The organism is Pseudonocardia abyssalis (genome assembly GCF_019263705.2).
Classification (GTDB): domain Bacteria; phylum Actinomycetota; class Actinomycetes; order Mycobacteriales; family Pseudonocardiaceae; genus Pseudonocardia; species Pseudonocardia abyssalis.
The window spans coordinates 3,727,339-3,742,543 of sequence record NZ_JADQDK010000001.1 but is presented as its reverse complement, the minus strand read 5'-3'; the positions used below and the strand labels follow the sequence as shown (position 1 = coordinate 3,742,543).

General features: G+C 73.2%; 12 protein-coding genes. 8 read left to right on the top strand and 4 right to left on the bottom strand.

Going from position 1 to position 15,205, the window contains the following annotated elements:
- Positions 1–241: 241 nt before the first annotated feature.
- The gene (locus I4I81_RS18150) at positions 242–1,078 is read left to right on the top strand and encodes a nitroreductase/quinone reductase family protein (protein ID WP_218604714.1); all 837 of its coding nucleotides are present in this window, start codon (positions 242–244) and stop codon (positions 1,076–1,078) included.
- Positions 1,079–1,290: 212 nt separating this feature from the next.
- Here the strand turns inward: I4I81_RS18150 and I4I81_RS18145 are convergent, their stop codons facing one another.
- Together I4I81_RS18145 and I4I81_RS18140 are read right to left on the bottom strand one after the other, a co-directional pair.
- Positions 1,291–2,796: a long-chain-fatty-acid--CoA ligase gene (locus I4I81_RS18145; RefSeq protein ID WP_218604713.1), complete on the bottom strand. Its 1,506-nt coding sequence runs from the start codon at positions 2,794–2,796 to the stop codon at positions 1,291–1,293.
- Between the two features lie 11 nt (positions 2,797–2,807).
- Entirely contained in the window at positions 2,808–3,425 is a 618-nt protein-coding gene (locus tag I4I81_RS18140; RefSeq protein WP_218604712.1) for a TetR/AcrR family transcriptional regulator, read from the bottom strand.
- Positions 3,426–3,536: 111 nt separating this feature from the next.
- On the opposite strand from I4I81_RS18140, the gene I4I81_RS18135 reads away from it, so the two are divergent.
- Positions 3,537–4,709 carry a TerC family protein gene (locus tag I4I81_RS18135; protein ID WP_218604711.1) on the top strand — a complete coding sequence of 391 codons (1,173 nt, stop codon included), beginning with the start codon at positions 3,537–3,539 and terminating at the stop codon, positions 4,707–4,709.
- 16 nt (positions 4,710–4,725) lie between these two features.
- On the opposite strand, the gene I4I81_RS18130 is transcribed toward I4I81_RS18135, so the two are convergent.
- Positions 4,726–6,858 carry an acyl-CoA dehydrogenase family protein gene (locus I4I81_RS18130; RefSeq protein ID WP_218616206.1) on the bottom strand — a complete coding sequence of 711 codons (2,133 nt, stop codon included), beginning with the start codon at positions 6,856–6,858 and terminating at the stop codon, positions 4,726–4,728.
- Between the two features lie 30 nt (positions 6,859–6,888).
- Between I4I81_RS18130 and I4I81_RS18125 the strand changes: the two genes are divergently transcribed.
- From I4I81_RS18125 to I4I81_RS18100, 6 genes are all read left to right on the top strand, one after another.
- A complete protein-coding gene (locus I4I81_RS18125; RefSeq protein WP_218601959.1) occupies positions 6,889–7,605 on the top strand; it encodes an alpha/beta fold hydrolase in 717 nt (238 codons plus the stop codon).
- Positions 7,606–7,634: 29 nt separating this feature from the next.
- Positions 7,635–9,983 (top strand): FHA domain-containing protein, encoded by a 2,349-nt coding sequence (locus tag I4I81_RS18120; RefSeq protein ID WP_218601958.1) that lies wholly within the window; start codon positions 7,635–7,637, stop codon positions 9,981–9,983.
- A gap of 70 nt (positions 9,984–10,053) precedes the next feature.
- Positions 10,054–10,755 (top strand): DUF998 domain-containing protein, encoded by a 702-nt coding sequence (locus tag I4I81_RS18115; RefSeq protein ID WP_218601957.1) that lies wholly within the window; start codon positions 10,054–10,056, stop codon positions 10,753–10,755.
- Between the two features lie 23 nt (positions 10,756–10,778).
- Entirely contained in the window at positions 10,779–11,141 is a 363-nt protein-coding gene (locus I4I81_RS18110; protein WP_218601956.1) for a YciI family protein, read from the top strand.
- Positions 11,142–11,144: 3 nt separating this feature from the next.
- Complete coding sequence (locus I4I81_RS18105; protein ID WP_218601955.1) at positions 11,145–12,419, top strand: RNA polymerase sigma factor; 1,275 nt, start codon at positions 11,145–11,147, stop codon at positions 12,417–12,419.
- Positions 12,419–13,558, top strand: a complete 1,140-nt coding sequence (locus I4I81_RS18100; RefSeq protein WP_218601961.1) for a CaiB/BaiF CoA transferase family protein — start codon at positions 12,419–12,421, stop codon at positions 13,556–13,558. Before I4I81_RS18105 ends, I4I81_RS18100 begins: the two co-directional genes overlap by 1 nt.
- Before the next feature lie 178 nt (positions 13,559–13,736).
- On the opposite strand, the gene I4I81_RS18095 is transcribed toward I4I81_RS18100, so the two are convergent.
- On the bottom strand, positions 13,737–15,128 hold the full coding sequence (locus tag I4I81_RS18095; RefSeq protein WP_218601954.1) for a S1C family serine protease: 1,392 nt from the start codon (positions 15,126–15,128) through the stop codon (positions 13,737–13,739).
- Positions 15,129–15,205: the final 77 nt, after the last annotated feature.

The window sequence follows — 15,205 nt, the reverse complement described above, 5'->3', positions numbered from 1 at the left end:
AGATGGGTACCCGGCCAGGGCGTGAATGCCCGGCGGGCCCGTGGCCCGCCCACCGGAATCTCCACCCCTCTGGCGCCACCTCTGGCTCCGACCTGCGGCCCTGCCACCCGCGCTGTGGTTTCCCCACTCGGCCCCGCTGATCGCGGGTCTTTCCCGTGCGTACCCCCACGCCCTTTCACCGCCGCGGTATCCCTGCTGATCCGGTGGCATCCCGCCATGCCCGAAACAGAATCGAGAATGTGTGTCGAACGCCTTCAATACGCCGATCATCGAGGAGTTCCGCGCGAACCGCGGACAGGTCGGCGGTGGGTTCGAGGGAGCCCGCCTGCTCCTGCTCACCACCACCGGTGCCCGCACGGGCGCCCTGCACACCGTCCCGCTCGGCTACCTCCCCGACGGCGGCGAGCGCGTGCTCGTCATCGGGTCGGCAGGGGGAGGGCCGCACCACCCGGCGTGGTTCCACAACCTGCGTGCCGACCCCCGCGCCACCGTCGAGGACGGGGTCTTCACCTACGCCGCCGAGGCCACCATCCTCGACGGTGCCGAGCGCGACTCCGTGTTCGCCCGCGCGGCCGGGGCCGACCCCGGATGGGCCGCCTACCAGGATGCGACGACGCGGGTGTTGCCCGTCGTCGCGCTGAGCAACGTCCGGACCGGCCCGCCGAACGTGGCCGCCGACTCGCCCGGCGCGGCCCTACGGCTGATCCACGACGCGTTCCGCCGCGAGCTCGCGCTGATCCGCAGCGAGGTGGCCACCGCGGGCCCGGCGCTGGGGGCGCAGCTCCGCGTCAACTGCCTGACCCTGTGCGCCGGCCTGCGCAACCACCACGGAGGGGAGGACGCGGCGATGTTCCCGTTCCTGGACCTGACCCGCCCCGACCTCGCCCCCGTCGTCGACCGGCTGCGGTACGAGCACGAGCAGATCGCAGTGCTCGTGGCGCGGTTGCAGGAGGCGATCGCAGCCGGTGGCGCCGGGGTGACCGAGGAGGTCGACCGGCTCGCGACCGACCTGGAACGCCACCTCGCCTACGAGGAGGAGCAGCTGATCCCCGTCCTCGACGGAGCCGCGGCCCGCTGACCCCACCCCGCGAGTCGCGGGATTCCCGCCCGCGAGTCGCGAGAACTCCGCCCGCAGGTCGCGGTAGCTCGGCCTGCGAGTCGTGCCGGTACGCAGCGACTCGCAGGCGGGGATACAGCGACTCGCGGGCGGGGATACAGCGACTCGCAGGCGGGGAAACAGCGACTCGCAGGCGGGGAAACAGCGACTCGCGGGGTGGAGGAGCCGGTGCGTCAGCTGCCGGTGCCCTCCGGCGCCTCGACCTCGCGCCGCAGGATCTTGCCGGTCGGGCCCTTCGGCAGCTCCTCGACGACCCACACGTGCCGCGGGTACTTGTACGCCGCCACCCGCTCCTTCACGAACGCCTTCAGCTCGTCGGGCTCGGCCGACTCCCCGGACTTGAACGAGACGGCCGCGCCGACCTCCTCGCCCAGGTCGGAATGCTTGATCCCGATGACGGCGGCCTCGGCGACAGCCGGGTGCTCGTAGAGGGCCTCCTCGATCTCGCGCGGGTAGACGTTGTACCCGCCGCGGATGATGAGGTCCTTCTTGCGGTCGACGATCGTGTAGTAGCCGTCGGCGTCCTTCGTGGCGACGTCGCCGGTGCGGAACCAGCCGTCCGGGATCGACTCGGCCGTGGCCTCGGGGCGGCCCCAGTAGCCCTTCATGACGTTCTCGCCGCGGATCGCGATCTCGCCGGGCTCACCCTCGGCGACCTCGTTGCCGTCGTCGTCGACGACCTTCATCTCGCAGCCGGGCACCTCGAAGCCGATGGATCCGGGCTTGCGCTCCTTGCCGGGCTGGTTGAACGAGGCCACCGGCGAGGTCTCGGACAGGCCGTAGCCCTCCAGGATGACGCAGCCGAGCTTCTCCTCGAACGACTTCATGATCTCCACGGGCATCGCGGACCCGCCGGAGATGCAGGTGCGCAGGGACGAGACGTCGGCCGAGTCCGCGTTCTCGTGGTGCAGGATCCCGGCGTACATCGTGGGCACGCCCTCGAACACGGTGACCTTGTCGCGCTCGATGACCTCCAGCGCCTTGCCCGCGTCGAAGCGCGGGATCAGGGTCAGGCAGGACCCCGTGACGACCGACGCATTGAGCCCGCAGGTCAGGCCGAACACGTGGAACAGCGGCAGACAGCCCATGATCACGTCGTCCGGCGTGATCTGGATCAGCGCGTCGACGGTGGTGCGGCAGTTCGTGTCGAGGTTGTGGTGGGTCAGCTCCGCGCCCTTGGGCTGGCCGGTGGTGCCCGAGGTGTAGAGGATCACCGCGGTGTCGTCGTCGGCGCGGTCGACGACGTCGGGGGCGGGCTCCGCGTCGCCGATCTGCTCGGCGGAGGGCCCCATCGCGCCGACGATCACCGAGTCGATGCCGACGGACTTCGCGGCCTCGGCGACCGCGTCACCGCCGCCGTCCCAGCCGAACACCAGCGACATGCCGGAGTCGGTGAGGTAGTACTCGACCTCGCGCGCCTTGAGCAGTGGGTTCATCGGGACGACCGTGGCTCCGGCGAGCAGCGCCCCGTAGAACACGATCGGGTAGGCCGGGACGTTGGGGAAGACCAGGCCGACGCGGTCACCCGGGTTGATTCCGCGCCCCGTGAGCATGCCCGCGACTCCGGCGGCCGCCGAGTACAGGTCGGAGTAGGTCAGGACGGCGTCGTCCAGGCGCACTGCCGGGCGGTCGCCGTGATCGGCCGCCGTCTGCACCAGGTTGGCTGCGAGGTTCGTCATGGTCCGGGACCCTAACCGCCTGGGGTGTCCTGGGCAGATTCCGCCCGGATGACGGGAAGCAGTACGCGGTCGACCAGTGTCTCGACGAACTCCGCGTCGGCCGGCTCGTCGGTGAGCAGCAGGTGCTGCAGGGTCATCCCGCGGGTGACGTCGGCGACGAGCATCGGATCGAGGCCGTCACCGGTCTCCCCCCGCTCGCGGGCCCGCGCCAGGATCACCTTCATCAGGCGGGCCTCCTGGGAACGCAGGAGTTCCAGGGCGAGCGCACCGAGCTCCCCACTGGTGGCCGCGACGGCGAGCAGTCCGTGGGCGAGGTTGCGGGTGGGGGCGGCACTGGGCCGGTGCAGGGTGGCGACCAGGTCGCCACGCAGCGTGCCGGTGTCGGGCACCTCGTCCGGGGTGTGACCGGCGCGGGTGACGGCGTGCTGCAGCGCCGCCGTCATCAGCTCCTCCTTGCCCGACCAGCGCCGATACACCGTCTTCGCGCTGGCGTGGGCGCGTTTGTGCACGGCCGAGACCGTCAGTCGGTCGTAGCCGACCTCGGCCAGTACCTCCAGCGCGGCATCGAGGATCGCCTCCTCGCGCTCCGGGTCCGGGGGGCGTCCGGGGGCCCGTGTGGTCGACCTCATGGAAGGAATCTTCCACGCTCGGGGAACACCGGGGCGGGCACGTGCGTCAGACTACAGAGAAACGACACACTGCCCTTTCCTATCTTGACCCGATCTCGTGAAGGAACACCCATGGACGTACCGGCCCTCGTGTGGGGGTTGACGATCGTCGGCATCGTCGGCCTGCTGCTGTTCGACTTCGTCTTCCACGTGCGCAAGGCGCACATCCCCACCCTGCGCGAGGCCGCGATCTGGTCGTCGATCTACGTGGGGATCGCGATCCTGTTCGGGATCGGTGTCTGGTGGTTCGGCGGCGCCACGATGGGCACCGAGTACTTCGCGGGCTACGTGACCGAGAAGGCGCTGTCCGTCGACAACCTCTTCGTCTTCCTGATCATCATGGCGAGCTTCGCGGTGCCGCGCGCCGACCAGCAGAAGGTGCTGCTGTTCGGCATCGTGTTCTCGCTGCTCGCCCGTACCGGCTTCATCTTCCTGGGCGCGGCGCTGATCAACTCCTTCGCCTGGGTGTTCTACATCTTCGGCGCGATCCTCATCGTCACCGCGGTGAACCTGCTCCGTGAGGACGAGGACGAGGAGCAGACCGACAACTTCATGGTGAAGCTGGCCAAGCGGTTCTTCCACACCAGCGAGCACTACGACGGCGACAAGATGTTCACCTACGAGAACGGCAAGCGCATGCTGACGCCGATGCTCCTGGTGATGGTCGCCATCGGCGCCACCGACCTGCTGTTCGCGCTCGACTCCATCCCCGCGATCTTCGGCCTGACCCAGAACACCTACATCGTGTTCACGGCCACCGCGTTCTCGCTGATGGGGCTGCGCCAGCTGTTCTTCCTGATCGACGGCCTGCTCGACCGGCTCGTCTACCTGTCCTACGGCCTCGCGATCATCCTCGGCTTCATCGGTGTGAAGCTGATCCTGCACGCGCTGCACGAGAACAACCTGCCGTTCCTCAACGGTGGACAGCCGCTGCCGGTCTTCGAGATCAGCACCGGGCTCTCGCTGGTCGTCATCATCGGAGTACTGGCCGTCACCGTCGTCGCGTCGCTGTTCAGCGCGTCGGGCAAGGCCAAGAGCGTGTCCTCCGCGGCCCGCAAGCACGCCAGGGAGGCCGTCGACGCCGAGCTCGACGCCGATACCCGCGCCAAGAACTACGAGTTGCTCGCCGTCGACGAGCAGCGGATCAAGGACCTGCCCGACGACAAGCACGGCCAGGAGGTCCGCGAGGACACCGGACTGCGCGAGCTCATCGAGAAGGCCCACCAGGAACACGCACTGCGCTGACGCATCCGCGCACGGGTCAGCTGACCAGCGGGTCGCGGGGCAGGCCGAGCAGCCGCTCCGCGACCTGGTTGCGCGCGATCTCCGACGTACCTCCCGCGATCGTGATGCAGCGGGCCCAGAGGTAGCACCGCATCACCAGCTCGTTGCCGCCCGCCACCGCCGCGGTGCCGGCCAGGCGGACCGCCAGGCTCGTGACGCGCTGGGAGTGCTCGGAGGAGAACAGCTTGTTGAGGTTGCCCTCCGGTCCCGGCTCCGTCCCGCCGACCGCCCGCGCCGCCTGACGCAGCAGGAGCAGGCGCTTCGCGAGGTCCTCGGCGATCAGCGCCCCGACCTCCTTCTCCGCGACGTGCGGGTCGGGCGACGCGGCGGCCAGCGGCAGCAGGTCCTTGGCCCGGAACGGGAGCGTCCCCGCCCCGCCCCCGCCGATCGAGACACGCTCGTTGCCCAGCGTCGCCCGCGCCACCCGCCAGCCCTGGCCCACCTCGCCGACCACGTCGGCGTCCGGGACGAACACGTCGTCGAGGAACACCTCGTTGAACAGGGCGTCACCGGTCAGCTCGCGCAGCGGCCGGACGTCGACGCCCTCCGCGCGCAGGTCGATCGCCATCATCGTGATGCCCGCGTGCTTGGCCCCCGACGAGTCGGTGCGCACGGTCGCGAATCCCCAGTCGGACTCGTGGGCCCGGGTCGTCCACACCTTCTGCCCGGTGACCCGCCAGCCGCCGTCGACGCGCACGCCACGGGTGGAGATCGCCGCGGCGTCCGACCCGGCACCGGGCTCGGAGAACAGCTGGCACCACTCGGTGACGCCGAGCAGGGCGTCGCGGATCCAGCGTTCGTGCTGCTCGGGCGTGCCGTGCTGCATGATCGTCTGGATGTTCCAGGCGGTGATGCCGAGGCTCGGCAGGTCGACGCCGCGGAACTCCTGCTCGATCACCAGCTGCTCGGTGGCCGAGGCGTCGCGGCCCCACGGAGCCGGCCAGTGCGGCACCAGGTAGCCGGCCTGGACCAGCGCGGCGCGGCGGGCCGCGGCGTCCTTCCCCTCGATCGACGCGACGAACTCGCGCGCGGCCGCGCGATGGGACTCGGCCTCGGGCGGGAGGTCCAGGTCCGGGGCACGGGTGACGCGCTCGCGGACGAGGGCGGCCACGTCGCGCTCCGCGTCCCCGGTCTGCGCGACGACGGCGGCGAGGGTGATCGCGCGGCGCAGGTAGAGGTGGGCGTCGTGCTCCCAGGTGAAGCCGACCCCGCCGTGCAGCTGGATCATCGTCTCCGCGGCGCGGACGGCACCGGGCACCGAGCGGGCGGCGGCCACCGCGGCGGCGAGCTCGGCGTCGGGGGTGCCGGCGGGGGCGCGCGAGGCGTCCCACGCGGCGGCGACGGCGATCTCGGCGTCGACGAGGAGGTCGGCGGCCTTGTGCTTGACGGCCTGGAACGTGCCGACGGTGCGCCCGAACTGCTTGCGCTCCTTGACGTAGGCGACCGAGGTCTCCAGGCAGGCGGTGGCGATCCCCGCGGCCTCGGCGGCGGCGAGGACCCGGGTGAGCCGTCGGGTCACCGCGGCGCCACCGGGGAGCACGCCGAGTACGGGGGAGTTCTCCAGGGTGATCAGTGCGCCGCGCCGGGTGCGGTCGAGCAGGGCGTCCGGCACGGACCTCGTCACGGCGTCGACGACCACGACGTCGTCGCCCGCGACCAGCAGGAACATCTCGGCGAGCCCGCCGCCCAGCACCAGCCCGGCGTCGCCGGAGGCCGTGGTGCCGTCGTGCGTGACCGACCCGCCGAGACCGACCGCGCCGATCCGTGACCCGTCGGCGAGCCCCGGGAGCAGCGACGCGCGCAACTCCGGCGTGCCCGCCTCGGCGAGCACGGCCGACGCGAGCACCGTCGGCAGGAACGGCCCGGGCGCGACGACCCGCCCCAGTTCCTCGAGCACGACGGCCAGTTCCGGCAGCCCCGCACCCTCGCCCCCGTACTCCTCGGGCACGGCGAGCCCGAGCCAGCCGAGCGCGGCCAGCTCCTTCCAGATCGCGGGGAGTGCCTCGTCGGGGGAGTCGAGCAGGGCACGGGCCGCCGCCCGCTGCCCCGAGAGGGCGGAGCGGGCCACCTCGGCCAGCGTCCGGTGGTCGTCGGTGATCGCCAGTGCCATGTACTCGACGGTAGCCGTCAGACTCGCCCCGTGGGAGACACGTTCGTCCTCGTGCACGGGGCATGTCACGGCGGGTGGTGCTGGTCGCGGGTCGCGCGGCTGCTGCGGGAGCAGGGGCACGAGGTGTTCACGCCGACGCTCACCGGCTTCGGCGAGCGCGCGCACCTGCTCAGCGCCGACACCGGTCCGGAGACGCTGGTCCGCGACGTCGTCGGCGTGCTGGAGTGCGAGGAGCTGAGCGACGTCGTGCTGGTCGGGCACAGCTTCGGGGCGCTCGTGGTCCTCGCGGTGGCGGATCGCGCCCGGCAGCGGTTGCGGCGCCTGGTGATCCTCGACGGCGTGCTCGTCGACCCGGGCCACCCCGGCTTCGACGGCCTGCCGCCCGAGGCGGTCGCCCAGCGCACCGCGGCGGCGGCCGGCGGGCTCGCGTACCCGCCGCCGCCCGCGTCGGTGTTCGGGCTGGGCGACCCCGACGACGAGGCGTGGGTGGCCCGCCGCCTCACCCCGCACCCGCTGCGCACCTACACCGAGCCGTTCCCGCTGGGTACCCCGCTCGGCGCCGGCCTGCCCGTCACCTACGTCTGCTGCACCGATCCGCCCTACCCGGCGATCTCCTCTGCGCACACCGTCGCGCGGCGCGAGGGATGGGAGTGGCGCGAGCTCGCGACGGGCCACGACGCCATGATCAGCGACCCCACCGGGACCGTGGCCGAACTGACGCGTCCGCCTGTCGCCGGTTCGCGTTAATCTGCGGCCCACGACACGCAGGGGGACCGATGCAGTCACTGGAACTGGTGGCGGAGGGTCGCCGGGTGCAGGTGCCGGCCGGGAGGCCGTTCGTCATCGGGCGGGGGCCCACGGCCGACCTCGACCTGCCCGGCGAGCACGTCTCGCGCACGCACCTCGTCGTCGAGCTGACCGACGGGCGCTGGACGCTCACCGACCACTCCCGCTACGGCACCTACTCCGAGGGCAGGCGCGTCACGACGTTGGCGCTCAACGGTCCGACCGTGGTGCACCTCGGGTCGCCGCCGACGGTCACGGCGCTGGAGTTCCGGCCGGTCGGGGCGCCCGCGCGTCGGGCGCCGGAGCCGACCCGCCTCCCCGGTCCGGCGCCGGTCCCGGCGGGCGGCGTGCTCGCCCGGCAGGGCGGTGGGGCCACCATGAGCTACAGCGTGGCGGGCGCCCCGGCCGCGCGGATCACCGTGGGCCGCCTGCCCGACAACGACGTCGTCCTCGACGACCTGCTCGTCTCCCGCCACCACGCCGAGCTGCGTCGCGTCGGCCCGGGCTGGCTGATCACCGACCTCGGCACCGGCAACGGCACGTTCGTCAACGGCATGCGGGTGCAGCGGGCCCAGGTCGGGCCGCGTGACGTCATCGGCATCGGGCACGCGCTGCTGCAGATGCAGGGCGACGAACTCGTCGCGGCCGTCGACACCGGCGACGTCGCGTTCGAGGTCCGCGACATCTCCGTCGTCACCGACAAGGGCAAGACGCTGCTGAGCAACGTCGGGTTCGGGCTGGCCGGCAAGAGCCTGCTCGCCGTCGTGGGCCCCAGCGGCGCCGGCAAGTCGACGCTGCTGCGCGCGCTCACCGGCAGCCGCCCCGCCGACGTCGGCGAGGTCCGCTACGCGGGCCGTGACCTCTACGCCGAGTACGACGAGCTGCGCCACCGCATCGGCCTCGTCCCCCAGGACGACGTGCTGCACCCGCAGCTCACGGTGATCCGCGCGCTGCGCTACGCCGCCCGGCTGCGCTTCCCCGCCGACGTGCCCAGGGCCGACCGCGAGCGGCGGATCACCGAGGTGCTGCACGAGCTGGGGCTGACCAACCAGGCGAAGCAGCGGATCGACACGCTGTCGGGCGGGCAGCGCAAGCGCACGTCGGTGGCGCTGGAGCTGCTCACCAAGCCCACGCTGCTGTTCCTCGACGAGCCGACGTCCGGGCTCGACCCGGGCCTCGACAAGTCGGTGATGCAGACGCTGCGCGGGCTCGCCGACGACGGGCGCACGGTCGTCGTCGTCACCCACAGCGTCGCCAACCTCGACCAGTGCGACCGCCTGCTCGTGCTCGCCCCCGGCGGCCACGTCGCCTACTTCGGCCCGCCGCAGGAGGCCCTGGAGTACTTCGGCCAGCCCGACTTCGCGGAGATGTTCCTGCTGCTCGGACGCGTGCCGGGCGACCAGCTGGGGATGCGCTTCCGGCAGTCGATGCAGCACCGTCGCTACGTCGCCGGGGCCACCGGGCACACGCCGCGGGTCGAGTCGCGCTCGGCGCCGTCGGTCGCGCCGCCGCAGCAGCGGTTCGGCACGCAGCTCTCCGTGCTGTGCCGCCGCTACCTGTCCGTCATCGCCTCCGACAAGCAGTACGCGATCTCGCTGGCCGTGCTGCCGTTGTTCCTCGCGCTGATCGCGCGTCTGGTCCCCGGCGACTCGGGGCTGTCGGTCGCGGCCGCGTTCGCCGCCCGCGACCTCCAACCGCTGCAGCTGCTGCTCGTGCTGGTCGTCGGCGGGGCGCTGGTCGGGTTGGCCGCGGCCATCCGGGAGCTGGTCAAGGAGAGACCGGTGTTCATCCGGGAGCGGGCGATCGGGTTGTCGCTCGGCGCCTACCTGACGTCGAAGCTGCTGGTGCTCGGCGTCATCACCGGGCTGCAGGCCGTGGTGTTCACGCTGCTCGCACTGATCGGGCGCGACCTGCCCGACGAGGCCGTGCTGCTCGGGTCGCCGATCGCGGAGGTGCTGCTCGCGGTCGTCGGGGTCACGGTGGTGACGATGGCGCTGGGCCTGGCGATCTCCGCGTGGATCGACAACGCCGACCGCGGCATGCCGCTGCTGGTGCTCGTGCTGATGCTGGAGCTCGTCGTCAGCGGCGGGATCTTCCCGGTGCACGACCGTCCGGTGCTGGAGCAGCTGGCCTGGCTGGTGCCGTCGCGGTGGGCGTTCGCGATGGGCTCGTCCACCGTCGACATGAACGCGCTGCTCGCCGATCCCGACCCGTTGTGGGAGCACACGTCGCAGCAGTGGCTGCTCGCGGCGGGCGCGCTCGTCGCGATCATGGTGGTGCTGGTGGTGCTCACGTCGGTGCTGCTGCGCCGCCTCGACCCGGTCCGCGCGAAACGCTGATCCGGCGACTGCAAAGCGGAGGGGCGTCGTTCGTGGAGTCGGTACACGCACCCGACGGACGGAGACCGACATGAACGCCACCATCCCCACCCGCAGCGGCACCACCTCCGCCGCCGACGAGCTGACGGCCGACCGCGTCACCAAGTCCCTGCTGGGCTACGGCGTCATCGCCGGCCCGGTCTTCGTGCTCGCGTCGGTGACCCAGGGGCTGCTCCGGGAGGGCTTCGACCTCTCCCGGCACGCCTGGAGCCAGCTCGCCCTCGGCGGCCCCGGCTGGATCCAGGTCACGAACTTCGTGGTCACCGGCCTGATGGTGGTCGCGGCCGCGGTCGGCCTGCGCCGCGCGCTGGGCTCCGGTCCCGCGGCCACCTGGTCGCCGCGTCTGCTCGCGGCGTTCGGGGTGGGCCTGGTCGTCGCGGGGGCGTTCCGCGTCGACCCGGCGGGCGGCTTCCCGGCCGACCTCCCGCAGGCCACCGGGATCAGCGGGCCCGCGCTGGTGCACCTGCTCGCCGGGGCGATCGGGTTCGGGTGCCTGGCCGCAGCGGTGATCGTGCTGGCCCGCCGGCTCGCCGGTGAGGGCTTCCGCCGCCTCGCTCTCGCGTGCCGCGCCGTCGGCCCGGCGTTCCTCGTCGGCTTCCTCGGGATGGCGTCGGGCCTGCTCGGAGCCGCGGGCGTGCCGGTGTTCGTGGCCGCGGTGGTCTGTGTGTTCGCCCTGCTCAGTGCGGTGTTCGTGCACCGCTACCGCGTCATGCCGAACACCGACGGCCGCTGACCCGACCCCGGGAGGGAACCCCGATGCGCTACCTCGTCGTCCTCGAAGCCGTCCAGCCCGCCACCCCGCCGCCCGCCGAGCTCATGGCCGGGATCATGGCGCTGGGGGAGGCGGCCACCCGTGCCGGTGCCCTGATCGACAACGCCGGCCTCGCCCCCAGCCTCGCCGGGGCCAAGGTCTCCGTCGGCGCCGGAGCCGGGCTGCAGGTCACCGACGGCCCGTTCGCGGAGTCCAAGGAGATGATCAGCTACGCCGTCTACGACACCCGCACCAAGGCGGAGGCGGTGGAGTGGACCAGCCGGTTCATGGCCCTGCACCACGACCTCTGGCCCGGCTGGGAGGGCGAGGCGCGGGTGCTGAAGGTGATGGGCCCGGAGGACTACTGACGCGTGAGCACCGGGAGGGCCGCCGTCGAGGCGGTGTGGCGGATCGAGTCCGGTCGTCTCGTGGCCGGGCTCGCCCGCCTCACCGGCGACGCCGGCACCGCCGAGGAGCTCGCCCAGGACGCGCTGGTCGCGGCACTGGAGCAGTGGCCGGTCACCGGCGTCCCGCCCAACCCGGGCGGCTGGCTGATGACCACCGCGAAGCACCGGGCCGTCGACGGCTTCCGCCGCGCCGCGGTGCACCGCCGGGCCGTCGAGACGATCGGCCGCGCCACCCCGGCCTCGCTCGACGAGCGCGACGCCGTCGACGACGCACTCGACGACCCGGTGGGCGACGACCTGCTGCGGCTGCTGTTCACCGCCTGCCACCCCGCCCTCAACCGCGAGTACCGCGTCGCGCTCACGCTGCGCTGCCTGACCGGCCTGCGCACCGACGAGATCGCCCGGGCGTTCCTCGTCCCGGAGCCGGTGGCCGGTCAGCGGATCTCCCGGGCGAAGAAGGCGTTGCGGGACAAGGGGATCCGTTTCGAGATGCCGGGGCCCGCCGACGTCGCCGAGCGGCTCGCGAGCGTCCTCGAGGTGATCTACCTGGTGTTCAACGACGGCTACAGCGCCACCGCGGGCGACGACTGGATGCGCCCCGAGCTCAGCGCGGAGGCGCTGCGGCTGGCCCGGCTGACGGCGGCGTCGGTGCCGGACCACCCCGAGGCGCACGGGCTGGCGGCGCTGCTGGAGCTCACCCAGTCCCGCGCTGCGGCCCGTCACGACGCGACCGGGCGCCCGGTCCTGCTGCAGCACCAGGACCGGCGCCGCTGGGACCGGCTGCTGGTCCGGCGCGGCCTCGCCGCGCTCGTCCGGGCCCGGGACGCGGGCGGTGGCACGGTCGGCCCGTACACGCTGCAGGCGGCGATCGCGGCCTGCCACGCGACCGCGCCGACCGCCGCCGACACCGACTGGGCGCGGATCGCCGGTCTCTACGACGTGCTCGCCACGGCGTGGCCGTCACCGGTCGTCGCGCTCAACCGGGCGATGGCGCACGGGCACGCCGTCGGCCCCGGGACCGGGCTCGCCCTGCTCGACGCGGTCGACGCGGTGGCGCTGGCCGGCTACCCGCAGCTCCCGGCCGTCCGGGGCGAGCTGCTGGCGATGGCCGGGCGGCACGCGGTGGCGGCGCTGAGCTTCGACGAGGCGGCGGCGCTGACCCGGAACGGGCCGGAGCGCGCGCTGTTCGCCGAGCGGGCCGAGCAGGCGCGCGCCGCGGCTGATCCAATGGGCCGGTGATCGCCGACGACGCCCCCACCGGACCACTGGCGGGGGTGGTCGTGGCCGACTTCTCCCGCATCCTCGCCGGGCCCTACGCCACGATGCTGCTCGCCGACCTCGGCGCCACGGTGATCAAGGTGGAGGGCCCGCCGCTGGGTGACGACACCCGCACGTGGACCCCGCCCGTCGCCGACGACGGCACGGCCACCTACTACCTCTCGATCAACCGCAACAAGCGCTCGATCGTCCTCGACCTGCGCGACGCCGACGACCTCGCGCTCGCCCGGCGCCTCGCGGGCCGCGCCGACGTGCTCGTCGAGAACTTCAAGCCCGGCGGGCTGGCCCGCTTCGGGCTCGACCACCCGACCGTCTCCGCCGCGAACCCCGGCGTCGTCTACGCCTCGATCAGCGGGTTCGGCCCCGACTCCGGGCTGCCCGGCTACGACCTGCTCGCCCAGGCCGTCTCCGGGTTGATGAGCGTCACCGGCGAGGCCGACGGGCCGCCGCTGCGGGCCGGGGTCGCCGCGCTCGACGTCATGACCGGGCTGCACGCGGCCGTCGCGATCCTCGCCGCGCTGCGCCACCGCGACGCCACCGGCGTGGGCCAGCTCGTGCAGACGAACCTGCTGTCCGCAGCGCTGTCCGGGCTGGTCAACCACACCTCGGCGGTGCTCGCCGCCGGTGCGACGCCGCGCCGGCTGGGCAACGCCCACCTGAGCCTGTTCCCCTACGAGCCGCTGCCCACCGGCGACGGCGAGCTGATCGTCATCGCGGCCAACGACGGGCAGTTCCGCAAGCTGGCGGAGGCGATCGGAGCGCCCGAACTGCTCGACGACCCGCGCTTCGGCTCGATGGGCGACCGCAACGCCCACCGCGAGGAGCTGCGGCCACTGCTGCTGGAGCGCCTGGCCACCCGGTCCGCGCAGGAGTGGTTCGACGTCCTGTCCGCCGTCGGGGTGCCGTGCGGCCCGATCCAGACCGTCGACGAGGGACTCGCCCTCGCCGACCGCCTCGGCCTCGACCCGGTGGTGCGCCCGGGCGGTGTCCCGAGCGTCCGCAACCCCGTGACGTACTCCGCGACACCCCCGACCTACCGCCGCCCGCCCCCGGCCCTGGGCGCCGACGACGCCGAGGTCCGGGCCTGGCTGGCCGACTGAGCAGCGACTCAGGGGCGCGCAGCAGCGACCCGCGGGCGGAGAATCAGCGACTCGCGGGCGGAGAATCAGCGACTCGCGGGCGGAGAAACAGCGACTCGCGGGCGGAGAATCAGCGACTCGCGGGGATGTCCGCGAGTCGCTGTTCTTCCGCCCCTGAGTCGCTGTCCCCGGGCCCGGGTCAGTTGCCGCCGAAGGGGCTCTGGCCGAACGGGCTCTGGCCGAACGGGCTCTGCGGGCTGCTCTGCGTCTGACCGCCGCTGCTGGTCGACGCGGCCTGGTCCGGGGTGCTGCCCAGGGTGACCTCGACGGTGCGCTCGGCCCCGCCGTTCGTCACCGTCAGCGTCACCTGCTCGCCGGGGGACCGGGCGCCGACGCGGGCGACCAGGTCGGCGAAGTCCTCGACGCGGGCGTCCTGGACCTTCGTCACGACGTCCCCGGCCGCGAGCCCGGCCTGCGCCGCCGCCGACCCCGGTTCGACGGCCGCGATCTGGGCGCCGCCGCCGTCGGTCGTCGCCGCGTTGCCCTGCACGCCGAGCACCGGCTTGGTGGCCGTGCCGGAGTCGAGGATCTCCTGGGCCACGCGCTTGGCCTGGTCGACGGGGATCGCGAAGCCGAGGCCGATGCTGCCGGTGCTCTGGCTGCTGCCGGTGGCGATCGCGGAGTTGATCCCGACGACGCGGCCCTGCAGGTCGACCAGCGGGCCGCCGGAGTTGCCCTGGTTGATCGGGGCGTCGGTCTGCAGCCCGTTGTAGACGACGGCCGAGCCGTCCTCGCCCTGCACGGCCACGGTGCGGTCGAAGGCGCTGACGATGCCGGTGGTGACGGTCCCGGTGAGGCCCTGTGGCGACCCGATCGCGACGACCTGCTGCCCGACCTGCAGGTCCGCGCTGTTGCCCAGCGTCGCGGGGGTGAGCCCGGAGACGTCCTGGAGCCTGAGCACGGCGAGGTCGTAGCTCGGGGAGGTGCCGACGACGGTCGCCGCGTGCGTGGAGCCGTCGGCCAGCGTCACGGTGATCGCTCCGGTGCTGCCCGCGACGACGTGGTTGTTCGTGAGCACGTCGCCCTCGGCGGTGAGGACGACGCCGCTGCCCTCCGCGGTGCCCTGGGCGAGCGTGACGCGGATGTCGACGGTGCTCGGTGACGCGATCGACGCGGCCCCGGCGACGGTCCCCGGCTCGGCGTTCGCGACGGGCGACGCGGCGGAGGACGTGAGGGTCGTCGAGGACGAGGGGTTGTCACCGAACACGGCGTACGCGCCGCCGAAGCCGGCCCCGCCGCCGACCAGGCCCGCGATCAGGGCGGCGGTGACGATCCCGGTCATCGTGCGCGGCCGGCGCGGGCGTTCCTCGGCGACCGTGGGTGGGCCACCGGGGCCGGTCGGTCCCGTCGGGCCACCGCCGTAGCCGCCGTAGGACGGCGGCTGGTTCCACCCCTGGGGGACGTAGGCGGGCTGGGACCCGCCGTGCCCGTCGGGTGCGGGGGCTCCCGCGTAGGCGGGGACGGGGTGCTGGTCGGTGCGGGGGCCCTGGGGCGCGCTCGCGTCCGGTCCCTGCTCCCTGTTCTCGGTCATGGGCCCACGGTGAACCCCGAGTCTGGGAGGGACCTGAGACCTCGCTGGGAATCTCCTACCGGTTCTCCGCTGTCAGG